20 protein-coding genes are annotated in these 22,005 nt (G+C 46.7%); 15 read left to right on the top strand and 5 right to left on the bottom strand.

Annotated features, from left to right (window positions below; genetic code table 11):
* The first annotated feature begins 14 nt into the window (after nt 1-14).
* From NZ043_RS14510 to NZ043_RS14560, 11 genes are all read left to right on the top strand, one after another.
* The gene (locus NZ043_RS14510; protein ID WP_091015801.1) at nt 15-590 is read left to right on the top strand and encodes a TerD family protein; all 576 of its coding nucleotides are present in this window, start codon (nt 15-17) and stop codon (nt 588-590) included.
* Between the two features lie 93 nt (nt 591-683).
* Nucleotides 684-1,265, top strand: coding sequence for a TerD family protein (locus NZ043_RS14515; protein ID WP_036606267.1), 582 nt, complete (start codon nt 684-686; stop codon nt 1,263-1,265).
* Between the two features lie 25 nt (nt 1,266-1,290).
* Nucleotides 1,291-2,547, top strand: coding sequence for a TerD family protein (locus tag NZ043_RS14520; RefSeq protein ID WP_105600957.1), 1,257 nt, complete (start codon nt 1,291-1,293; stop codon nt 2,545-2,547).
* A 191-nt stretch (nt 2,548-2,738) separates the two neighbouring features.
* Nucleotides 2,739-3,959: an HpcH/HpaI aldolase/citrate lyase family protein gene (locus tag NZ043_RS14525; protein ID WP_084650429.1), complete on the top strand. Its 1,221-nt coding sequence runs from the start codon at nt 2,739-2,741 to the stop codon at nt 3,957-3,959.
* Nucleotides 3,889-5,322: a phosphoribosyltransferase family protein gene (locus NZ043_RS14530; RefSeq protein WP_133386573.1), complete on the top strand. Its 1,434-nt coding sequence runs from the start codon at nt 3,889-3,891 to the stop codon at nt 5,320-5,322. Before NZ043_RS14525 ends, NZ043_RS14530 begins: the two co-directional genes overlap by 71 nt.
* Nucleotides 5,319-6,470, top strand: coding sequence for a cysteine protease StiP family protein (locus NZ043_RS14535; protein ID WP_105600953.1), 1,152 nt, complete (start codon nt 5,319-5,321; stop codon nt 6,468-6,470). Before NZ043_RS14530 ends, NZ043_RS14535 begins: the two co-directional genes overlap by 4 nt.
* A complete protein-coding gene (locus NZ043_RS14540) occupies nt 6,470-7,318 on the top strand; it encodes an HAD family hydrolase (protein WP_133386835.1) in 849 nt (282 codons plus the stop codon). Before NZ043_RS14535 ends, NZ043_RS14540 begins: the two co-directional genes overlap by 1 nt.
* A complete protein-coding gene (locus NZ043_RS14545) occupies nt 7,319-8,368 on the top strand; it encodes an ATP-grasp domain-containing protein (RefSeq protein WP_091034385.1) in 1,050 nt (349 codons plus the stop codon). It abuts the gene before it with no gap.
* A gap of 304 nt (nt 8,369-8,672) precedes the next feature.
* Nucleotides 8,673-9,425: a hypothetical protein gene (locus NZ043_RS14550; protein ID WP_105600950.1), complete on the top strand. Its 753-nt coding sequence runs from the start codon at nt 8,673-8,675 to the stop codon at nt 9,423-9,425.
* Between the two features lie 11 nt (nt 9,426-9,436).
* The gene (locus NZ043_RS14555; protein ID WP_036606281.1) at nt 9,437-10,540 is read left to right on the top strand and encodes a toxic anion resistance protein; all 1,104 of its coding nucleotides are present in this window, start codon (nt 9,437-9,439) and stop codon (nt 10,538-10,540) included.
* A gap of 146 nt (nt 10,541-10,686) precedes the next feature.
* Nucleotides 10,687-11,253 carry a hypothetical protein gene (locus tag NZ043_RS14560; protein ID WP_339312372.1) on the top strand — a complete coding sequence of 189 codons (567 nt, stop codon included), beginning with the start codon at nt 10,687-10,689 and terminating at the stop codon, nt 11,251-11,253.
* Between the two features lie 64 nt (nt 11,254-11,317).
* On the opposite strand, the gene NZ043_RS14565 is transcribed toward NZ043_RS14560, so the two are convergent.
* Genes NZ043_RS14565 through NZ043_RS14580 form a run of 4 tightly spaced genes read right to left on the bottom strand, consistent with a single transcriptional unit; the run spans nt 11,318 to nt 14,262 of the window.
* The gene (locus tag NZ043_RS14565; protein WP_105600947.1) at nt 11,318-11,980 is read right to left on the bottom strand and encodes a DUF2642 domain-containing protein; all 663 of its coding nucleotides are present in this window, start codon (nt 11,978-11,980) and stop codon (nt 11,318-11,320) included.
* A 13-nt stretch (nt 11,981-11,993) separates the two neighbouring features.
* On the bottom strand, nt 11,994-13,340 hold the full coding sequence (locus NZ043_RS14570) for an arsenic transporter (RefSeq protein WP_047841808.1): 1,347 nt from the start codon (nt 13,338-13,340) through the stop codon (nt 11,994-11,996).
* Nucleotides 13,341-13,478 carry a hypothetical protein gene (locus NZ043_RS14575; protein WP_161799422.1) on the bottom strand — a complete coding sequence of 46 codons (138 nt, stop codon included), beginning with the start codon at nt 13,476-13,478 and terminating at the stop codon, nt 13,341-13,343. It abuts the gene before it with no gap.
* 52 nt (nt 13,479-13,530) lie between these two features.
* Nucleotides 13,531-14,262 (bottom strand): hypothetical protein, encoded by a 732-nt coding sequence (locus NZ043_RS14580; protein ID WP_339312375.1) that lies wholly within the window; start codon nt 14,260-14,262, stop codon nt 13,531-13,533.
* A 345-nt stretch (nt 14,263-14,607) separates the two neighbouring features.
* Here NZ043_RS14580 and NZ043_RS14585 point away from each other — a divergent pair, with 345 nt between their 5' ends.
* The 4 genes from NZ043_RS14585 to NZ043_RS14600 all read left to right on the top strand — a co-directional run bounded on the left by NZ043_RS14585 (nt 14,608) and on the right by NZ043_RS14600 (nt 20,142).
* A complete protein-coding gene (locus NZ043_RS14585; RefSeq protein ID WP_249911692.1) occupies nt 14,608-15,660 on the top strand; it encodes a CotH kinase family protein in 1,053 nt (350 codons plus the stop codon).
* 244 nt (nt 15,661-15,904) lie between these two features.
* Nucleotides 15,905-17,713 (top strand): ABC transporter ATP-binding protein, encoded by a 1,809-nt coding sequence (locus NZ043_RS14590; RefSeq protein WP_211081923.1) that lies wholly within the window; start codon nt 15,905-15,907, stop codon nt 17,711-17,713.
* Nucleotides 17,694-19,532 (top strand): ABC transporter ATP-binding protein, encoded by a 1,839-nt coding sequence (locus NZ043_RS14595; protein ID WP_091034354.1) that lies wholly within the window; start codon nt 17,694-17,696, stop codon nt 19,530-19,532. Before NZ043_RS14590 ends, NZ043_RS14595 begins: the two co-directional genes overlap by 20 nt.
* 274 nt (nt 19,533-19,806) lie before the next feature.
* The gene (locus NZ043_RS14600) at nt 19,807-20,142 is read left to right on the top strand and encodes a hypothetical protein (protein WP_289391313.1); all 336 of its coding nucleotides are present in this window, start codon (nt 19,807-19,809) and stop codon (nt 20,140-20,142) included.
* A 223-nt stretch (nt 20,143-20,365) separates the two neighbouring features.
* Here NZ043_RS14600 and NZ043_RS14605 read toward each other — a convergent pair whose 3' ends face one another.
* Nucleotides 20,366-21,970, bottom strand: a complete 1,605-nt coding sequence (locus NZ043_RS14605; protein ID WP_339312379.1) for a bifunctional UDP-sugar hydrolase/5'-nucleotidase — start codon at nt 21,968-21,970, stop codon at nt 20,366-20,368.
* Between the last annotated feature and the right edge of the window lie 35 nt (nt 21,971-22,005).

Genomic DNA, 22,005 nt, shown 5'->3' on the forward strand with positions numbered 1-22,005 from the left:
AGGATGATCATACGATGGCAATTAATCTTTCTAAAGGTCAAAAAATCGATCTGACTAAAACGAACCCAGGTTTGACAAAAATCACAGTAGGTTTGGGCTGGGATACCAATAAGTATGATGGCGGAAAAGACTTTGACCTGGATGTATCGGTATTCTGTGCCAATGCAAACGGTAAAGTAGAAGGCGAGAAAAACTTCATCTTCTTCAACAATCCACAAAATGAAAATGGTTCTGTTGTTCACACCGGTGACAACCGTACAGGAGATGGCGATGGTGATGATGAGCAAATCAATATCGACCTGCCTAACGTACCCGCAAATGTAGAGAAAATTGCATTCTCCATTACAATCTACGAAGCTACAGAACGTAGCCAGAACTTTGGACAAGTCTCCCGTGCTTATGTGCGAATCGTCAATGAAGCAAACAACGAAGAACTGATTCGTTTCGACCTGGGAGAAGACTTCTCCATTGAAACGGGTGTAGTTGTTGGTGAATTGTATCGTCATAACGGTGAGTGGAAGTTCAGTGCCATTGGTAGTGGTTACCAGGATGGATTGGTTGGATTGACACGCGATTACGGTTTGCAATAGGACGTACAGAACGACTTACAGGATGGGAAGAACCGTCTCCTGGACGGTTCTCCTTTTCATTTAATCACATATTTTGGAAAGGTGGAAAAACAAATGACGATCAGTCTTGCCAAAGGACAACGTATTGACCTGACTAAGACGAATCCGGGCCTTACCCGTGTGGTAGTTGGTTTAGGTTGGGACACAAACAAATATAGTGGTGGAGTCGATTTTGACCTGGACGCTTCGGCTTTTTTGTTGTACGAAGATGGAAAAGCCAAAGGTACGGATGACTTTGTTTTTTACAACAATCCAAGCGGCGGTGCGGGTTCAGTGACACATACCGGTGATAATCGTACGGGTGAGGGTGACGGCGATGATGAGCAAGTTGTCGTTGATTTCAGCAAAATCCCTGCGCACATTCACCGGATCGGAATTACGGTAACGATCTACGATGGAGATGGACGAGGGCAGAATTTTGGACAAGTCTCCAACGCTTTTGTTCGTGTTGTAGATGCTGCAAGTGATCGGGAAGTACTTCGGTTCGACCTCGGAGAAGACTACTCTACAGAAACAGCTGTGGTGTTCTGTGAGTTTTACCGTGCAGGTGCGGACTGGAAATTCCAGGCGGTCGGCAGCGGCTTCACAGGTGGACTATCTGCTTTATGCAAAAATTACGGACTGGATGCACAATAACTTGGCATAGAAAGGTGAGTCTGCTATGGCGATTTCTGTCGTGAAAGGCCAGAAGAGTGATCTGACCAAAACCAATCCGGGCTTGTCCCGTCTAACGGTAGGCATTGGTTGGGAGGCAGCCTCGGGTGTGGAGCTGGACACATCAGCATTCCTTCTGGGTTCAGACAATAAAGTGGCTGGAGATGAGGATTTTATCTTTTATAATCAGCCCTCTACCTCGTTCATCACGTATATGGATGGTGGACAGGTTGGTGGCGAGAAGAAACAATTCGCCATTGATCTTGGCAAAATCCCTGCCCGAATTGAGAAAATCGCCTTCAGCCTGACGATTCATGACGGTGAAGCACGACGCCATCATTTTGGACAGGTTCAGCATGGTTTTCTACGGTTTGCCAATGCAGCTACAGGTCAGGAAGTGATGAGATATGATCTGGGAAGCGGTTTTACAGTAGAGACCGCGATTGTCATCGGTGAATTGTATCGTCATAACGGAGAATGGAAGTTCAATGCAATAGGGTCGGGTTTTGCAGGTGGTTTGAATGCACTCTGCGCTAACTTTGGTGTGGATGTGGATGGTGGATCGGACCCTGCACCAACGACTTCAACCGTTCCCTCGACAGCTGCACCGACTCCACCACCCCCGGTGCCTGCACCAGAACCGACGCCTTCTCCTGTGAATTCGATCAATTTCAGCAAAATTGAATTGAAGAAGAAGGGGGACACCATTAACCTCAAGAAAAATGCGGGGGGACTTGGTGAAATCCTGATTAACCTCAACTGGAATCAACAGGGTAGCAAAGGGTTATTTGGTCGCAGCAAGAGTGTGGATCTGGACTTGGGCTGCCTGTTCGAGATGAAGGATGGTACACGAGATGTGATTCAGGCCTTGGGACAGACGTTTGGTTCACTCAACCGTTTCCCTTATATTGCACTGGATGGGGATGACCGGACGGGATCGGTTAAGACGGGAGAAAATCTGCGGATTAATGGTGCCCGCATCTCGGAAATTGAGCGCATCTTGGTATTCACCTATATTTATGGTGGTGTGGCCAACTGGTCTCAAGTAGACGGTGTGGTAACCATCCAGCAGAAGGACGGCCCGGATATCATTGTCCGAATGAATGAATATGGGAGCCCGCTTGGCATGTGTGGTATCGCGATGTTACGCAATGTGAACAATGAGACATTCAGTATTGAACGAATTGTGCAGTTCTATAATGGGCATCAGGCGTTGGACGAGGCTCATGATTGGGGAATGCAGTGGGTTGCGGGAAGAAAGTAATCATTTGTATTTATTCAATATATAAACGCTGTATCGGTCAGCACCATTGCAAGGATACTGTTGACCAACGTTATCCTCGATAATAGACCATCAATCCCTCCAGACTAAGGAGGGATTGGTTTTTATGCCCCGACAGCTGGAATCAACTATTGCAGATTGGCTATTGCCAAAGGTGCGAGGAGGAGACAATCCTGAAATATTTTAACTTTTTGAGTCTGGAAGAAGAAGATACTTTATTTTTCTCTTCACCCGTCTCGTTCAATCACCGGACATCCAAAGATCTACTGGCATATGCTGTTGGGGCTGCTTTATATATGCCCGCGACGCGCACACATATCGCGGACGACATTATGAATGGTAAACATGAAGGTCTGACGACCATTATTATTGATCTGGAGGACGCTGTGGGTGACGACCAAGTAGAGTTTGCCGAGCAGTGTCTGGTACAGCATCTAACTCAACTGATGACTTATATGGAGACAGGCATGCTGAGTCAGGATCAAATGCCTCTTCTGTTTGCTCGTGTACGTTCACCACAACAGTTGGAACGTCTCATTGATACGTTGGGAGAACTGGTGTCCATGCTGACAGGCGTGGCTTTGCCCAAGTTTTGTGTGGGCAATGGAAGAGCCTATTTCGACCAGATCCGCAAGTATAATCAACGGAAACCGGATCATTATCCCGTTCTCTATGGAATGCCTATATTGGAAACGGCTTCAATTATATATCGGGAGACACGTTGGGAGACCTTACTGGGCCTTCGAAACATCCTCGATGAAAATGTTGAATATGTGCTCAATGTACGCATTGGCGCGACCGATTTCTCCAGCCTGTTTGGACTACGCCGAAGCCCGGAATTGACCATATACGATATCGCCACGATCCGTGACTGCATCTCCGATATTATCAATCTGTTCGGACGAATGGACAAGCCGTATGTGATCTCTGGTCCTGTCTGGGAATATTTCAGTCAGCGGGAGCGCGTGTTCAAACCTCAATTACGACAGACTCCATTCGAAGAAACCCTTGGCAAATCAGGGCTGCATCTGAGAATGAAATATATTACGAACACAATGGATGGATTGATGCGTGAAGTCATGATGGACAAGGAAAATGGAATTGTAGGCAAAACGATCATTCATCCTTCTCATATTAAGCCCGTACAAGCGATGTACGTTGTTACACATGAGGAATATTCCGATGCCCAAGACATCATCGCCCGTAATGACGGTAGCCTGGGTGTGTTCAAAAGTAATTACTATAACAAAATGAATGAGATTAAACCACACTTGAGCTGGGCGAATCGAATTCTAATCCGATCACAAATATATGGGGTGTTACATGAACAGCAGCATTTTGTCGGGCTCTTGCCCAAGCATGAGCAACAACATAACTACGTTCCCAATTCTTGATCAATTCAGTCTGAACGTTCAGGTTACACATAACCCGCTGCAACTTCCACTAGAATCTCTATTTTCCATGGCCGCACGAATCAATAAGAAACGTTCATTTCTGTTTGTAAGCAGACTGCTGGGCAAGCACATCCCGGTTAACCCGTATACCTCGCTTCTGAGCGGTGCGGCATTGGCTGTTCTGTTATATGAGCACCTGACTGAAAAGACGGAAGAGACGAAAGTTCAGATCACCGAGTGGAAACGGGAAATGGTCAAAGGATTGATTGATCCCAAGCAAGCCCGGCAAGTGTACAACATGCTGTTGCAAGAAAGCTTGAGTTTGCCGGAAATAATTCGTTTTGTTGGTTTTGCCGAGACAGCTACAGCGCTGGGCCACAGCATGTATGAGATGTTTGCTGATCAAGCCTCCTATATTCACACCACTCGCGAATATGTTCCAGCGATGCATCCAGATATTCAATTTGAAGAAGAACATTCCCACGCGATGGCTCATCGTTGTTATGCGCTGGATCATGAAGCCTTTGCAGGAGAGGGCCCGATTGTTCTGGTGGATGACGAGATTACGACCGGTAAAACCACGTTGAATATCATTCGGGATATTCAGGCCAGATATCCACGGAAGCAATATGTGATTGCTTCACTGTTGGACTGGCGTACGGAAGCGGACGAGAATCGATTTGCCGAGCTGGAAGCTGAACTGGGAATTACCATTACACCGTTAAGCCTGTTGAAGGGCCGTATTGAAGTAGTGGGTACTCCACAGTTGGAAGCAACACAGCAAGATGAGCAGCTATCCCATCCTGCCGTAACGCTTCAGACTTCTATCGTTGCAGATGTCTTCCATCAGCTTCATGCCACTTCGGAGGATGGTGAAGGTAAACGTAGCACAGCCAGCTATGTCCAGCATACGGGCAGGTTTGGTATGCAATCCCGACATAATGGCGTATTACGTCAGGAGATTAGCCGGATCGCAGAACGACTTCGGTCGCAGCGTAAGGGAGAACGGACGTTGGTGATGGGAACAGGGGAGTTCATGTACATTCCAATGCGTGTTGCTGCCGAGATGGGAGAAGGCGTGTTGTATCAATCGACTACCCGCAGTCCAATCCATACACATCCGGCTCCAGGATATGCTGTTCGTAGTGGTGCCGGATATGCCTCACCGGAAGACGCATCTGTTCGTAACTTTATCTATAACATCGCCCCGAGACAATATGATGAGATTTTTGTTCTGCTGGAGAGACAGATGTCCGAAGAACGAATGGAACCGATGGTGAAGGCACTGGAGCAGTTGGGATGCGGACACATTCATATTGTGTATTGCGGCTTGCCAGAGAAGACAGGGGACAACGAGCAATGAACTTAACTACACTGGAGCTAATCAGACAACGTGAGATTCAGTCTCCCGAACCGATGGGCAGTTATGCTGCATCGGACGTTGTTTTCCTACTGAAGGATATCAGCCATGTGGATCTGGAAAAGGGAACGGGTGAACGGGAGCAGGCGATCCAATCCGGGGTTCATTATTCGGAGATGCTGCCCGTGGAATATCAGCCCACAAAAGAATACATCGAGCTGTTCCATCAGACGCTGGAACAATCCGCTGCAAGAATCGCTCGTCATACCGCCATTGTGGCTGAGAAGATTGTAGAGCGCAGGGGACTGAATCTGGTGCTGGTATCTCTGGCTCGAGCCGGAACACCTGTAGGCATCCTGATCAAGCGTTATATTGAATTGAAATACAAGGTGACGATTCCGCATTATAGCATTTCAATTATTCGTGGCAAGGGTATGGACGAGAACGCAATTTTATATATTTTACAGCAGCATGGTCTGGAAACAGCCATTCAATTTGTAGACGGTTGGACAGGCAAAGGGGCTATTCGCAAAGTGCTGAAAGAGTCCTGTGACCAAATGGAGCGGACTTATGGTGTAAGCCTCGATGATGATCTTGCCGTGTTGGCCGATCCGGGGCAATGTTCAGGCACCTTTGGGACGAGGGAAGATTATCTCATTCCTAGCGCTTGTCTGAATTCCACGGTATCAGGACTGGTGAGCCGTACAGTACTTCGCGATGATCTGATTGGGCCGGCAGATTTTCACGGAGCCAAATGGTATCGTGAATGGTCCTCTGCGGATGTGTCGACTGAATACGTGGATACCATTGCTCAGCATTTTCCGCAAATGATGGACCAAGTGGAGATTCGCTCGGACGACAATGCTACCGATACTTCGGAAATCACCTGGAAAGGCTGGCAGGATATCGAGTCCATCCAGCAATCCTTTGGCATTGCGAACATCAATCTGATCAAACCTGGAATCGGAGAAACAACCCGGGTGTTATTGCGTCGGGTCCCCTGGAAGATTCTTGTGGACCGTCTGGATAATCCGGATTTGCAACATATCATGATGCTCGCCAGAGACAGAAATGTGCCGGTTGAGGTATATCCCGGACTAACCTATTCCTGTTGCGGCATTATTCAATCCCTGGGAGGTGGAGGAGAATGATGATCTACGCAAGTGATCTGGACCAGACGCTGGTGTACTCCCGTCGTGCGCTCCGTATTCCCGAAGATACACCGGGACTTGTTCCCGCAGAGTGGATTAACGGCAAGTTGTCCGCTTTTATGTCAGCATATGCACTGGAGCGGTTGCAGTCTTTGCCACAAGACATTGTATTTATGCCTGTGACGACACGTACCGTGGAGCAGTACCGGCGCATTCATATTTTTCAGACCGAATGTATTCCGAAATATGCAGTGACGAGTAATGGTGGCAACATTATTGTTGATGGTCAGGTAGACGATGAATGGAATCTGCATATTCGTTCTTTGCTTCGTCAGCAGGCAGCTGCTTCCGAAGAGATCCTGGATTTATTTGATGATGTGCTGAGCCCGGAATGGGTGATTAACCAGCGATTGTGTGATGAGCTGTTCTTTGCATTGCTGATCGAACGTGACAAGCTTCCAATGGAGCGTATTGCGGAAAAGATTCGGGTGTTAGAGACGCTGGGATGGGAGAGTTCGATTCAGGGTCGGAAGCTCTATCTGGTGCCTTCGGCCGTGAACAAACGAGCTGCAGTGGAGCATATTAGGCAACGCATTGGCGATGTGCCTGTAATTGCTTCGGGCGATTCCTTGCTGGATCGCTGTTTGCTGGACTTTGCGCAGCATGCTATTGCTCCGTCCCACGGAGAGTTACATGTGGAGAGACAGCGTGTACCTGAGCAAGTACCGTATCAATTTACGAAACAATTCGGTGCTTTTGCAGCAGATGAGATTCTCGATTACGTCCACCGTATTCATAACGATCAACAGACCCAGATAGACCATGCCGAGATAAGGGAGACCGTATAAATGAAAAAAATGAAGATTTACTTCAACCGTTGGTTCTCTGTAACGTATCATTATATGAATGCGATTCGGGACAATGAGGACGGCATGGAATTTGAGATCTACGGTACTCATCCTGATCCGGGACACATGGCATTACAGGGCTGTGATGTTGCTGAAGTTGAACCGCGTGTAACGGGCCGGGAATATGTTGATTTTTGCCTCGACTTTTGCCGTCGTCATCAGATTGATGTGTTTATTCCACGCTGGAACATGCTGGACATCAGCAGACATATCTCCCTGTTCGAAGAGATCGGTACACGGGTTATCGTATGCTCGGACACGGAATTGCTGGAACAATTGATGGAGAAAGACCGGTTCTATGAATCGGTGCGTGAGAAAGGCATTATGGAGATTCCGGATTATTTCACGGTCAGTAATGCTGCACAATTCCAGCATGCCTATGAGGCGCTGCGTGCACGTGGACATGATGTATGCTTCAAACCATGTAATGGTGAGGGCGGCATGGGATTCCGGGTGATCAACAATGAGCGTGATCCGTTGCAGGAGTTGTTCGGATACGCGCTTAACTCCATTTCGTATGAAGATGCCCTGCGTGCGTTCTCTTCTGCTCCGTCCTTTCCCAACGTCATGGTGATGGAGGTACTGGAAGGATATGAATACAGCATTGATTGTCTTTCGGACCGCAATGGGAAACTATTAACGGCTATTCCACGTAGAAAAGAAAGAGGACGTTTGCGTTTGCTTGAAGAAAACGAGGAATTGCTGGCGATTGCCCGCAATGTGGCAGAGGTATATCGGATTCCTTATAATTTTAATATTCAGATGAAATATCGCAAGGATACACCGAAGCTGCTGGAGATCAATCCGCGTATGTCGGGTGGGTTGCACATGTCTTGTCTGTCCGGTGTAAACTTCCCTTATCTGGCGGTCAAGTCGGCACTTGGCCATGATATTGGACCACTTCATCCGAAATTTGGCATACTGGGAAGTCATATCGAACAGCCATTTATAATCGACGTTCAGAAGGTAAGCGGAGTACACCACGTCTAGCTGAGAATTTTCCTCAACATTGACACCTTCTGGATGGTTTTTTTACAATACGGATGAGAGGTTATTCAAAAAGTCCACTTTTGATTACGAATAATGCCTTACGGCATCATCAGCATCGAAGTTGAAATTCAGCCGAAATAAGCGGGAGGCTTACGAAGTATGTTTCCTTTGGAAACATTGTGGTTGCTCACGTAGTTTTCCTACGCTCCGCTACTCCATTGTATCTTCATTCCATCTTCTCGGTACTGAAAACCAGACTTTTTGAATATGCACTGTATGTGTTGTTAAGGCAGGAGGACAAGTAATGTTACGGAAAACGAAGATAGGTATAGGCGCATTGGTCGGTTATGGTCTCGCGGCAATCTCGAGTCCTTTTCTACCGGATGTCATCACGTGGGCAATTCCGGCACTGGCAACTGTGGTCGGGGGACTGATTCCTTCACGATCCACGCCACGCACACAGGTCGAGGGTTCGTCATCAGCCCCTGTACCCATTACAGATATCGGAAATGAACCATCCCGCTTGAATGGTGGACAAGCGCCAAGCGCAGTGCCAACAGGGGCAAGAGAAGCTTCTCTGGCTCAGCCCCATTCGAGCTCCACTCCCGCACAACATGCGGGTTCAGAACAAGCGAAGCCTTCCCGCACCGAACCAGATCCTGTATTTGATCCAGTGATTGAATACCTGGAGGTTCTGGAGGATATGATCATCTCTGAAGGTCAGAAGAACGAGCTGGATAATGAGATCGTGGAGAAATCATTGGCGTTGTTTGCCCGTCTTCAGCGTGTGATTCCTTCCCTTCAGGAGTTAAACAACGGGGATATTAACCATACGGTGCGCAGACTGATTTTGAAAGACCTGAACGGTTTTATTAATCCATTTCTGCGTTTAAGTGGAGAAGCCAAACGCAATAATCGGCGTATGCTGCTGAATGGTCTTCGAGACGTAGATTCCAAGATATCGGATATTGTATCAACGATTGAACATAAAGACTTAATGGAGCTTCAGAACAAAGCGGAACTAATACATCAACGGTATAACAGCTCTGAATTATAGGAGGGATTGGCATGGCAACGGAATGGGCTCAGTTGAAGCAGGAAGATGAGCAACGGATTAACCAGGAAGCAACGCAGCTTATTCAGAAAGTGTCCCAAAGTGATCCGGCTCACCTGGATACCTTAATGGATGATATCGGCAAGTTGGGCGTGAAAACACAAGAGAGAGCAGGACAGACTCTCAAGCTGCTTGATCGTCCAGTCAATGAACTGATGTCCGGGAATCGGGCAGAGGTATCCAACATGATCCTGAAGCTCCGTGATGAATGTGAGAGTTTGCAGCAGAGTAAAAATGTGAGTTTTGTCGGGAAGTTGTTACGTAAAAGCCCGCTGAAAAACTATGTATACCGTTATCAATCCGTTCGCACGAACATTGATGCCATCATTAACGGGTTGCGGGACGGCAAGGACAACCTGGAAGAAAGCATCGTGAACATGCGTCAATTGAAACGTTCCTCCATTCAGGAGATCTACAATCTGCAGACCAAAATCTCTTTTGGTAATCAATTGAAAGCATTGTTCGAAACCGAGATCGCCAAGCCTGAGAACGAGAATCGTAAAGCACATCTGGAGCGTGGGTTGCGCAAAGTGGTAACACGTACCCAATCCATGACAGAGATGATCATGCTGTACAATCAGGCGATCGCAGCTACCGACATTATTAATGATAACAATGACAAGCTGATTGATTCCGTTAATAACGCCATTGATAAAACAGCGAATCTGATCACCGTTTCGGCCATGATTGCGATGGCTCTTAATGATCAGGAGAAGGTCATTTCTGCTGTGGAAGCTACGAATAAGACGATTGAAGATCAATTCAAGGAGAACGCCAGGTTGTTGAAGACAACAACAGAGAAAACAAATGAACTGTTGTCCAAACCGGCCATGTCTCTTGAAGCGGTCAATCAGGCGATGGGTGATCTGATGTCTGCGCTGGATCTGTCCGAGCAGTCTAATCGCCGGATCATCGAGAGCTGTAATGACTATACCAACAAGATGACAACACTTAACGCCAAAATGAGTGATCGATTGGGTCTGGAAGGGCCGAAGGCTGCTGCTATTCCGGAGAAAAATAAACCGGATTCCAGCGCATTAGGATCTTTCTTGGATTAGGGTAATAGGGTAAGACTCGCTGTATATCGTATCAAGATTGCTACATGTATTTATTTTCTACGAGGGACGCTGAGTGCGTCTCTTTGTTTCATTTATTTGATAGAATATAGCTAAAATCTGGGGTTGTGCGAAGGAGCTTGCTGAACATGCTGGACTTTTCATTTGAGATTATTGATGAGACCAAGATTAATATTCAATACAAATATGGCAGTGAGTTCTTTAACTTTAACCTGTATTATGCAAACGGCGAGTGGACGCTACATCCATTTGACGGCATACTGATCCAAAATCGTGAAATGTGCAGTCTGATTGTGTCTGAACTGCTCCGTAACAAAGACTTTCATGTCATGTTGGCCAAAGAGAAAATCATCTTATCACAATTGCGCACCAGTGTTAACCTCCAGTCCAATGAGCCGGATGAATGGGTTGCAGATCGAAGAAACGCAGATTATTCCAGTCATGATGATGAGTTGATGGATTACATAGGGAACCACAGTTTCGAAGACATATTACAGCTTGAGCAAGAACAGATTGAGGCCAGAGTGCAATTCTTCCAACAGATCATTCAGAGAATGTTTATGGAAGGACTTGGACCTGAGGATACCGATTTTATCAAAGTTCAGGCCGTGATTCGGATATATAAGGAGACGTACGATCGCCTGAGCGAGTTGAATGATGACTGGCGGGGTGATCGTGGACGTAGAAGATGGTAGGATATAAAGTTGAAAAAAAGGTTCATCAGCCATAGGCAGATGAACCTTTGTGTTCTTTTGATACTCAAGGGAGATGAATGGTTTGGATATGATCGGTATGCATAATTAAAGAAGTCCCATCTGCTTCTACCAACGCAAGCAAGTGGCTGTCTGCATTCTTCAATAACCCTGCTCGGTAAGGCTTGCAGCCGAGGTTGAGTACAACAAGTTCACCTATCATTTTATGAAGTTGCTGATCAAGTGTACGGGAGAGTGACATGGATGAAGGTTGCATAGGGAAATGTTGTTTACTAAGGGAGTAGGGTGTGCTGTTAGTAGGAGAAGGAATAATATATTTCAGATGATTAATGGAAACATAGATAGAATGATATAACGGAGAGTAGAACATAAAGTAGTCATTCATAATATTGGTAATATACCCATGCAATGTTTTACCTCCGATGGAGATTTCACTAAATCGTCCACGGGCGTTCATCAGTATTTTGCGGTAAGAGATGTTGGTGTGATCCATCTCGGGGTCAGGTGTTGGCACAATCATGCTTGAATCATCTGCTGTGCCGACATGCATGGATTGAACATGATGAAGTGGAATATAAACAAATCGCTGGTTTCCGTAGACTACAATCAGATCCTGGCCTACATCAATGATCTCACCCTGGATCGGTAGTTTACAGCCAGATAGCTCCAATTCGACGGATTTACCCAGCCAATGCGTAAGAAGTTCCACAGTATTCCTCCTCTCAATAGAGAATAGATGTCCAAATATAGAGTGAAATTAGGCTAACAATTAGACTGATTGGTATCACAATAAAGGTAACTTTCATATACTGTTTCCAGGAGATTCGAATATGATGGGTCTTTAATATATACATCCAAATTAACGTTGCCAAGGTGCCAATAGGCGTCAGCAAGGCTCCGATATCACTTCCCAGAATGTTCGCAAGATATGCAAGATGCATTTGAGATTCACTTAGTGGAAGATCTGTAACAGCAAAGGTCCCAATCATGACGGAGGGCAAATTGTTGAATAGATTGGAAAGCAGAGTGAGCATTAACCCCGACACAGCAATGATGCTGGCATTTCCTCCTTCTATTATCGGTTTCATCCACTGAATGATCGATGCGGTCATACCTGCGCGGTGAAGACTATCTACAATAACATAAATGCTGAAGGCAAAGAGTAGAATATGCCAAGGCGTTTGTGTTATCACATCTTTGAGTCCAGTCCGAGTGCGATACCAACGCACAGCGAGCATGAGAATAACACCAGTGATTGCAACTACCTCCATGCGTATACCGACTTGCTCAGCTAGAAAATATCCTGCACGGATAAAGACAACGATACCAATACAGACACGGAACAACCACCAGTCTACTTTATTCTCGGATTCAGTTGTCTGTAGCGGATGATATCCTGAACCTGATGAAGGCTGCAGGGATACAGGGAAATGATGAATAACTTTGGGAATACTTCTGCGAAAATAATAGAATAGCAGTACGGTCATCACCATAATCGCAAGCATGGATGGCACAAACATCATCTGAGTATAAGTATTCAGATTTAAGCCAACCATTTGCAAAGCAATCAGGTTAGCCAGATTACTAAGTCCAATTGGCGCACTGGAAGCCGTAGCGATGAGGGCACCGGAGATCAGGTAGGGCAACTGTTGATGCATTTTCAGACGAAGTATAGAACAGATTCGAATAATAATCGGAGTTGTGATCAGAATGCTGCCATCATTGTTGAAGAAGATGGTCATGAGAAAACAAAGTAATAGAATTAGCCAGAACAATCGAAAGCCGGAACCTCTCGCTTTCTCAATCATATTCAAAGCGATCCAGCGAAAAAAACCGATGCTATCTAGAATAATCGACATGACAATGGTAGAGAGAATTGTTACGGCTGCACCAGATACGATCCCGAAGATTCCAACAATGTGAGCATAGCTGCTCACTCCAGTTAAAATAAGAAGAAGGGCGCCAAGCGAGGTGGGTATAGATTCATTCAATCCGCCAGGACGCCACATCAGGAAAATGACAGTGATGATAAAGACCCCGAAGGTTAACCACAACTGGTAGTCAGGCATTTACTGTGATTCACCTCCCAGGGGGAGAAGTCCTGACGAAGCCTGAAGCAGATGTTCATGGGATGGAGTGGGCCTTCCCGGTGCAACGATCCAGTAAAAAGGCACACCAATCAAGACTAATGCGACGAAGATCAACATGATAATTCCCCCCTTTAAGCTGGTAAATAACTTAGTTTTCAGTTTATTTCAGTTACTTCTTTTTACCGCCGGATTTGTTGCCACGGGACTGGTTGCCTTGATTGCCTCGCGACTTGTTACCACCAGATTTATTTCCTTGGGATTGGTTGCCTTGAACTCGTTGCCCCTGAGAACGATTGCCTTGATTGTTCCGTGACTTGTTGCCGCCGGACTTATTACCCTGGGATTGGTTCCCTTGAGCTGCTTGGTTCCCTTGAGAACGGTTGCCACGCGACTGGTTGCCTTGAGCCGCCTGATTACCTTGGGCTGCTTGGTTCCCTTGACTTGTATTACTACTGTTATTGTTATTGTTGTTGTTGTTCCCACCACCACGTACGAGGGATACAGATTTCACATGTTGCATCGGAATACGAACAATCTCCTGATTTTTCAAAGCCATGATCAATTGGTTCTGGTTGGCATCGGCCAGGATGCCTTCGACTTTTTCAGGTCCTCCCCGGTTAATCTGAACACGGCGGAAGCGGAGTGCTTGCATTACGCCCAGAAACGTATTGGAAGGAATTGGGTTCCCCATGGCTGCATTTCGGTTACCACCGGAACGACCTGTATCTGTTATACTTTTGACATGTGATTCATTAACGTAGACAATCCCTTCTTTGCAATTCATTGCCATATAGTCCCAGCGTACGTCCGTAAGTGTACCTTGTACTGAATCAGGTCCTCCCCGGTTAATCTTAATCTCTCTTCCCAACAAACCTCTCATTCCTTGACCATTCATAGACATTGTGTTTGACCCCTTCCATGATATAAGTTCAGATGGACAAAAATGGTGGATGTGATTGTGATCCCTTCCATTCGTCATTCGTGTCTGTCTGTAGTTTAAGCATATGTGACATGCCTCTTGGAGGGACTAGCCAGTTAACTATATTTATATTATTTTGGCTATAATCTATTAGAATTTATGTATATTTATAGATTAATAACTCGGTTATTCCGCATTATGACAAGTGAATTCGGATGTGATAAGTATCAGGAGTGTGCATTCGCCCGTACGACTTTCTGTGCATCTGCATAGGATGGTGTAAGAGCCTACGGGCGAATCTTACAGGTATTCGAAAGGCGGATGGAAATGGCTCTACCTGTCTACCATATCAGCTTGTCTCCAACCGAATATCAACAGTTAACGTCCAATATATGGTCAGAGACGTTTGTAAACAGCACGATGCAGATGGACGGCAAGCCGTTTCCGATCCGGCTTCGATACCGGGGAGGACATACACGCGGTTATCCCAAAAAATCATTTGAGATTCGTACAGCCAGCCGGACGTATCATTTTAATGCGGAGTATGATGATCCTTCGTTGCTGCGCAATGCACTTTCTTTTCGGTTTTTTGAGTCGATTCGTGTACCCGCACCGTCTACACAACACTGCGTACTCTATCTGAACGGGCAGCTTTTGGGTGTATACCTGCGGATTGAAGGGGTGAAATCCTTCTTTTTTCGCCAAAGGAAAATCCCTGTGCGCAGTATCTTCTATGCAGTGAATGATCATGCTGGTTTTACGATAAATTCGGATACCTCTTCAACAAGTACCGATCTATTATCTGGGTACAGCTTAATTCGGGGCAAAGATGTGGACCGCACAAGACTGCGTAATTTTATTCAGCAGTTGAACACAAAGTCCAAGCTGGAATTGTTTCGTTTTTTACAGTCGAGGGTGGATACGGACAATTATTTACGCTGGTTAAGCGGAGCTGTGCTCACAGGGAACTTCGATGGATTTCATCAGAATTACACATGGTATGAGAAAATCAAAAGTGGAAAATATGGCATCCTGCCTTGGGATTATGAGGGTACTTGGGGGAGGAACTGTTATGGAACACGAGTTGACCCCAATCTTGTTCGTATTCAGGGGTATAACAGACTTACCGGACGATTGCTGGCATTCCGCAGTTTCCGTCAACAATATAAGAAGCTGATGCGGCAGCATCTGATGAATGCTTTTACAGAGAAGCGAATTATGCCACTAGTTCATCGATTGCACAATGAGATTCGTGAAGATGTCAATAAAGATCCTTACATGAAATGGCCCATGGATGTATTTGCAGGTGAACCGGAAAGAATTCGCGAATATGTGGTGAAACGTCGGGAGCATCTAAGTGAAAAACTACGTCAGCTGTAAGCACTTAACTAGCGTGGGGAAGGGAGACCTTCCTTTTTTACTGCCAAAATGATGAGAAGTTTATTGTATTGGGAAAAGTAGGGTAATAAGAATAGAAGCGGCATTGTAAAATACGCTATAATAACCATATGTGTACATAGAAATGATTACATATTGGACGCTGTGGAGAAAACAACATGTCTAATGGAGGCTCTGAGCTGGAACGTGTTATCGGTTTAGGGTGCTCCGAGCCGGAGGAATGCTTATGATCAAGCTGTTGTACTACTTGAAGAAGTACCGAGTTGCCGCGATTGCAGCCCTGGTCATGATGTTAATTGAGCTTGCGGTGGAGCTGGCTCAGCCTTATCTGATCTCCAAGATCATTGATAACGGCATTCAACAGGGAGACTTGTCTGTCGTCTGGTTATGGGGTGGCGTGCTGGTCGGCAGTGCTGTTGTGGCTTTTGCTGCCGGAATTGCGAGTTCGTTCTTTGCATCCCATGCGAGCTTGGGGTTCGGATACGATCTGCGGGAGAAGTTGTATGAGAAAGTGCAAACGTTCTCTTATGCTGTCTTTAACCGGTTCGCGACATCGTCCCTGATTACCCGATTAACGGGGGACGTGACCCAGGTTCAGGACACCGTCTTCATGAGTTTGCGATTCATGACACGTGTGCCCCTGGTGGTGATTGGTAGCATGATTATGGCAGTGATCGTGAACCCGAGGTTGGGTCTGCTGTTGGTTGTCATGGTGCCTGTACTGCTCATTGTTGTAGTGTGGATGATCAAAAAGGCAGCGCTGCTGTTCCGCAATGTGCAGCGCAGACTGGATGCCGTCAATGGAGTCATCCAGGAGAATCTGACAGGCATTCGGCTGATCCGTGTTTTCGTACGGATGGGCCATGAGATCGAACGCTTTGCCGGATTCAGCGGCAAGCTGATGAAAGGCACAATCTCCGCGCTGCGCCTGACGGAGACCACGATGCCGTTCATGCTGCTGATGATGAACGTTTGTATCATCGCCGTGTTATGGTTTGGACGAGTCGACATTGCCTCCGGTAATGCAACCGTGGGTGAAGTGGTCGCCGTCATTAACTACCTGCTTCGCACAATTGGTGCCATGTCTGCGTTGTCATGGATTCTGGTAACCTTCTCGAGAGCAAGCGCTTCGGCTCAACGGCTGAATGAAGTGTTTAATACGGAGGATACATCGGAGACTGAACAGACGAAGTCGTTATCAACGTCTGCACCATCTGCTGGATCTGTGAAATCTTCACATTTTCCGCAATCTGTATACCCGGCGAAGAAACAGCGTGCTGTGCAGGGAGCGGTTGAATTCCGCAGTGTAGGCTTCAGTTATCCGAATAGTGAAATTACAGTACTGGATAACATCACATTCACGGCAAAAGCGGGGGAGCGCATTGCCATTATGGGAGCAACTGGCTCAGGCAAATCTTCGCTTGTACAGCTCATTCCGCGGTTATATACAGAGGATCAAGGAAAGGTTCGGATTGATGGTGCCGATGCATCAGAGCTGGATCTGTCCATGTTGCGTGGTGCGATTGGTTATGTGCCTCAGGAGGTTGTCCTGTTTACGGGTTCCATTCGGGAGAATATTGCCTGGGGCCAGGAAGATGCTACCTTGGAGGAGATCGTGGAAGCCGCGAAGCGCGCGCAGATCCATGAAACGATTGAGAATTTACCAAACGGTTATGATACATTGCTGGGTCAACGGGGAGTGAATCTCTCCGGTGGACAGAAGCAGCGACTTTCCATTGCACGAGCACTGGTACGTAGACCAAGAATTCTGATTCTGGACGATAGTACGAGTGCGCTGGATGTAGCTACAGAAGGCAGACTGCTGGATGCGCTGGAAGAATTGTCGTGTACCACGTTTATCATCACCCAGAAGATCAGTTCAACCACTTCGGCGGACCTGATTCTGCTGCTTGATGATGGACAACTCATTGGACAGGGAAAACATGAAGACCTGATGGAATCGTCAGAGCTGTATCGTCGAATTCATGAATCACAATACGGGGAGGGTGCACAGCATGTTCAAAGCATTCATTGAGCCTTTCCGTCAGCCCCCGCCACCGATTGATCCGGAGACGTTACGGTCAGGCGGTGGTCGCAAACCCAAGGCGCGGGCGAAGAACTGGTCAGGTACGCTAGGTCGTATCTGGACCTATCTGGCACGACGTAAAGTCAAGCTGTCCATGGTACTGTTGATGGTGTTTGCCAGCTCCGCACTCGCTTTGCTTGGCCCTTACATGGTAGGGGTGGCCGTGGATGATTTCATCGCGGGGGAAGCCGACTCAAGCTGGACTCGGTTTCTGATTGGATTAACCGCAGTGTATGTCTTGTTCTCGCTTACATCCTGGTTACAAAATATATGGATGATCGAAATTGCACAGGAGACCGTGTTCCGCATGCGGTATGATCTGTTCTCCCATCTGCACAAGCTGCCGATTCCATTCTTCGGTAAACGCCAGCAGGGGGAGATTATGAGTCGGGTGACCAATGATATCGAGAATGTCAGCGGTACGTTGAACAGCTCGGCCATCCAGATTTTCTCAAGTGTATTAACACTGCTCGGAACGTTTGGGGTTATGCTCTGGCTCAGTCCGCTACTGACCCTGCTTACTTTTATCGTTGTGCCTTTGATGGCCATTGGTATGCGTTGGATTACGCGCAGAACGGGACCACTCTTCAAGGAGCGTCAGCGTAATCTCGGTGAACTTAACGGTTACATTGAAGAGACATTATCCGGGCAGCGAATCATTAAGGCATTCTCCCAAGAGGAGCGGGTGATTCGCGGTTTTGAGGAACGAAATACCCGTATCCGGATTTCCGGTTTCTGGGCACAGACGATCTCCGGATTTATTCCGAAACTGATGAATGGTTTGAACAACCTGAGCTTTGCGATTGTTGCAGGCATCGGTGGTATTCTGGCGATTCAGGGTTCGGTTACAGTCGGGGTGATTATTATTTTTGTAGAATATGCTCGTCAATTCACCCGTCCGCTCAATGATCTGGCGAATCAGTGGAATACGTTATTGTCCGCAATTGCGGGGGCTGAGCGCGTATTCGAGGTGCTGGACGAAGATGAGGAAGCGAAGGATGAAGGGGCAGCGGTATCTCTGGACAAGGTAGAGGGAGCCGTTCGTTTCGACAAAGTATCCTTTGGATACGATGAAGGGCGTAACATTTTGCATGACATCAGCTTTGAAGCCAAACCGGGGGAGATGATTGCCCTTGTAGGTCCGACCGGAGCGGGGAAAACAACATTAATTCAGCTATTATCCCGTTTCTACGATCCAACAGGTGGCACATTAACGGTAGATGGTCGCGATATGACCACCATTCGGCGTGAGAATCTGCGGTCACATATGGCATTTGTACTACAAGATTCATTTCTGTTTCAGGGCACAATTCGGGAAAATATTCGGTTTGGCCGTCTGGACGCAACGGATGAAGAGGTGGAAGCAGCCTCCCGGCTGGCTAATGCCCATTCCTTCATTGTGAGAATGAAGGATGGATACGACAAAGTGCTCCAGGCCGACGGGAGCGGCATTAGTCAGGGGCAGAAGCAATTACTCGCCATTGCCCGGGCAATTCTGGCAGATCCATCGATACTCGTACTGGACGAGGCAACCAGCAGTATTGATACCGTCACGGAGATCAAAATTCAGGAAGGGCTGCAACGCCTGATGCAAGGCCGTACCAGCTTTGTCATTGCCCACAGGCTGAACACGATCCGCCAGGCCGACCGAATTCTGGTGCTGAAAGATGGGCATCTACTAGAGCAAGGCTCGCATGATGCGCTGCTGGAACAAGGCGGTTTCTACAGCGAGCTGTATTACAGTCAGTTGCGTAAAAAGGCACAGTAGTCATTTTGGATATTATGTGACATGAATTAGAAAACTTGTAGGTATGTAAAATGAGCAGGGATGAGGGCACGATGCTCCTCAATTCTGCTCTTTTTGCATATTTTATTGAATAAACATGGAAAATGGAAATGTGATTGTATGTTAAAATAAGGATATATTGGAATAGGTCTGTATTTGGAAGGTTGCCAGCGGTTTTGAAGCATGAGAATGAATTTTTACATGTATGCCTGTAGTCAGTCATGTGATGCATTAAAAGAGAGGAGGGCAATGTGGAATGGAATTCAAATTTGGGAATGCTGCTCTTCTTTTTCCCCCTTTACACATTATGATTATCGCAATCATTATTATTTTCATTCTAGTAAGGTGGAGCAAGCAATTAGAAACAAGACGTTTTACGGTTTTCTTTTACTTTTTGATTAGTACGTTCATTACTCCAATTTATTCTCAAAGTACAACAAAAGGTGTCTTTGAGCTATGGATCCCCGCAGGGTTTATTGTGGTTTTCTTATATTTGATTCGCAGCGAAAGAAATCATCCATCTAAAATGAAAGCGAGTATCTTAGGATTTTCGATAGCAATATATCAGTTAATCCTTCAATATATCGGATAACGGGACAGGACAGGACAGGACAGGACAGGATAGGAAAATTCAAATAAGAACAAGTAAGCAGCCGGTCAACCAACTGGTTGTTTTTTCTTTAAGCTAATGGTCAGTTCAATTCCAATATGTATTGAAATTATGAGGCTGAAATCAACTACATTACGTTTCTATACGAAGTTATAGGTTGAAAACAAAAGAGCAGATCCTGATCACAGGACCTGCTCTTTCTCATTTAACTTCCAATAACTTTCCAGTTATCCGCCTGCTCCACCGTTAACGGTTGATGTCTGCGGATGTAATCTTCCACCAGTGCGGCCATGTCCGTGGCACCTTCGTGCAGTACCTTTTTGCCCGGATACATTGCATAATCCCCGCCGCCAGCAGCGCGGTAGCTGTTCATCACCACAGAGTATGTGCCATTCATGTCCATTGGCTTGCCTTCACGTTCCAACTTCACAACTCGACTGCCCACAGGTTGGGAAATATCCAGTTCGTACTCCATGCCAGCCCACATATCGTAATTATAATGCTGAGGTTTGGGTTCCATATAAGCCGGATTGACTGCCACCTCGCCAGAAGCATTCACTTCAAAGTAACGAGCCGTTTGTTCCAGTGCCTCCCGGATATCCTGACCACTCAACTCCAGCACCGTCAGAGTATTAGGGTAGATGAAGTTGGATAACACGTCCCGAACGGTGATGTGACTCCCGAAACCGCGAGCTTCTTCACTCAGCATGGCGGTATTGGAGAGCTGCGCTCCAGTCGCTTCCATCTGCACTTGATGTACAAAAGCAATGAATGGATGTGCCTTGAGTCGCAGAGCCGTAGCATTGGTGATAGATAAATCCCCAGCCACCTCGCCAATAGGTTGATCAAGCCATGCTTGTGCCTCAGTTTCCAGCACATCCGTCAGTTTCATGACGGTTGCATCAGGTTCAACTTCATTATGTTCATCCAGAAGTAACAACCGAGCCTTCTTATCTGTAATCTGCCATTTCCCGCCCGATGATTGTTCCAACTGAACGGATACATGCCCCGCACCATTTCCACTGAATCCCGGCTGAATGACGGTTACACCATGAATATTAGCGGTAAGCTGACGATGCTGATGTCCGGTAAGCAACACATCGATCCCTTCGATGTCCCGGCAGATGGAATAGCCTTGGTTTTCTCCAGTTAACCGTTCGGTTGGCTCGCCTGTCTCCAGATCACTCTCAAATCCGCCGTGATAACTGACAACCATTACATCTGGTTGTTCATGCTCATGGATATAGCTAACCCATGCACGAATCGTCTCCAAGGCATCAAGGAACTGTAACCCCTCAATATTTTTCGGATGCTCCCAGTTTGGGATGTAGTGCGTAGTTGCGCCCAACAGGGCAATTTTGACACCCGTGGACAATGTTTTGATTAGATACGGAGGACCGAAGGCAGGTACGTCTGGTTGCTCATCTTTTACAATATTGGCAGACAGCCAGGGGAAATTGGAAGCGTCAACCGCTCCGTGCAACAGATTCTGACCATAGTTAAACTCGTGATTGCCCATCACCGCAGCATCATAACCGAGTTCATTCAATACTGTTATGAATGGATGCACTTTGTTTTTGGAAACCTGTGAAGCTGCATAGGAGGCCAAGGGTGATCCTTGCAGCAGATCTCCGTTATCCACCAGCATGAGCTCAGGTGAACGTTCACGTTCCTTACGAATCAGGGAAGCTAGCAGGGCAAGTCCGACTGGGCGGTATGCATTGGTATTGTAATGAATGGGACGGATGGCCCCGTGCAGATCACTGGTGAACAGAATGTCGAAGCTTGCCGTATGGTTTGTGGATGTCATTTTACAATCTCCTCTAATATATAAGTTCAGATATA

This window comes from Paenibacillus sp. FSL k6-2145, assembly GCF_037976585.1.
GTDB lineage: Bacteria > Bacillota > Bacilli > Paenibacillales > Paenibacillaceae > Paenibacillus.

Excerpts from the sequence above, each read along its gene's own strand:
- NZ043_RS14510 (WP_091015801.1), top strand. The coding sequence starts at position 15 with ATGGCAATTAATCTTTCTAAAGGTCAAAAAATCGATCTGACTAAAACG.
- NZ043_RS14515 (WP_036606267.1), top strand. The coding sequence starts at position 684 with ATGACGATCAGTCTTGCCAAAGGACAACGTATTGACCTGACTAAGACG.
- NZ043_RS14520 (WP_105600957.1), top strand. The coding sequence starts at position 1,291 with ATGGCGATTTCTGTCGTGAAAGGCCAGAAGAGTGATCTGACCAAAACC.
- NZ043_RS14530 (WP_133386573.1), top strand. The coding sequence starts at position 3,889 with ATGAACAGCAGCATTTTGTCGGGCTCTTGCCCAAGCATGAGCAACAAC.
- NZ043_RS14535 (WP_105600953.1), top strand. The coding sequence starts at position 5,319 with ATGAACTTAACTACACTGGAGCTAATCAGACAACGTGAGATTCAGTCT.
- NZ043_RS14540 (WP_133386835.1), top strand. The coding sequence starts at position 6,470 with ATGATCTACGCAAGTGATCTGGACCAGACGCTGGTGTACTCCCGTCGT.
- NZ043_RS14545 (WP_091034385.1), top strand. The coding sequence starts at position 7,319 with ATGAAAAAAATGAAGATTTACTTCAACCGTTGGTTCTCTGTAACGTAT.
- NZ043_RS14550 (WP_105600950.1), top strand. The coding sequence starts at position 8,673 with ATGTTACGGAAAACGAAGATAGGTATAGGCGCATTGGTCGGTTATGGT.
- NZ043_RS14555 (WP_036606281.1), top strand. The coding sequence starts at position 9,437 with ATGGCAACGGAATGGGCTCAGTTGAAGCAGGAAGATGAGCAACGGATT.
- NZ043_RS14560 (WP_339312372.1), top strand. The coding sequence starts at position 10,687 with ATGCTGGACTTTTCATTTGAGATTATTGATGAGACCAAGATTAATATT.
- NZ043_RS14570 (WP_047841808.1), bottom strand. The coding sequence starts at position 13,340 with ATGCCTGACTACCAGTTGTGGTTAACCTTCGGGGTCTTTATCATCACT.
- NZ043_RS14575 (WP_161799422.1), bottom strand. The coding sequence starts at position 13,478 with ATGTTGATCTTCGTCGCATTAGTCTTGATTGGTGTGCCTTTTTACTGG.
- NZ043_RS14580 (WP_339312375.1), bottom strand. The coding sequence starts at position 14,262 with ATGTCTATGAATGGTCAAGGAATGAGAGGTTTGTTGGGAAGAGAGATT.
- NZ043_RS14585 (WP_249911692.1), top strand. The coding sequence starts at position 14,608 with ATGGCTCTACCTGTCTACCATATCAGCTTGTCTCCAACCGAATATCAA.
- NZ043_RS14590 (WP_211081923.1), top strand. The coding sequence starts at position 15,905 with ATGATCAAGCTGTTGTACTACTTGAAGAAGTACCGAGTTGCCGCGATT.
- NZ043_RS14595 (WP_091034354.1), top strand. The coding sequence starts at position 17,694 with ATGTTCAAAGCATTCATTGAGCCTTTCCGTCAGCCCCCGCCACCGATT.
- NZ043_RS14600 (WP_289391313.1), top strand. The coding sequence starts at position 19,807 with ATGGAATTCAAATTTGGGAATGCTGCTCTTCTTTTTCCCCCTTTACAC.
- NZ043_RS14605 (WP_339312379.1), bottom strand. The coding sequence starts at position 21,970 with ATGACATCCACAAACCATACGGCAAGCTTCGACATTCTGTTCACCAGT.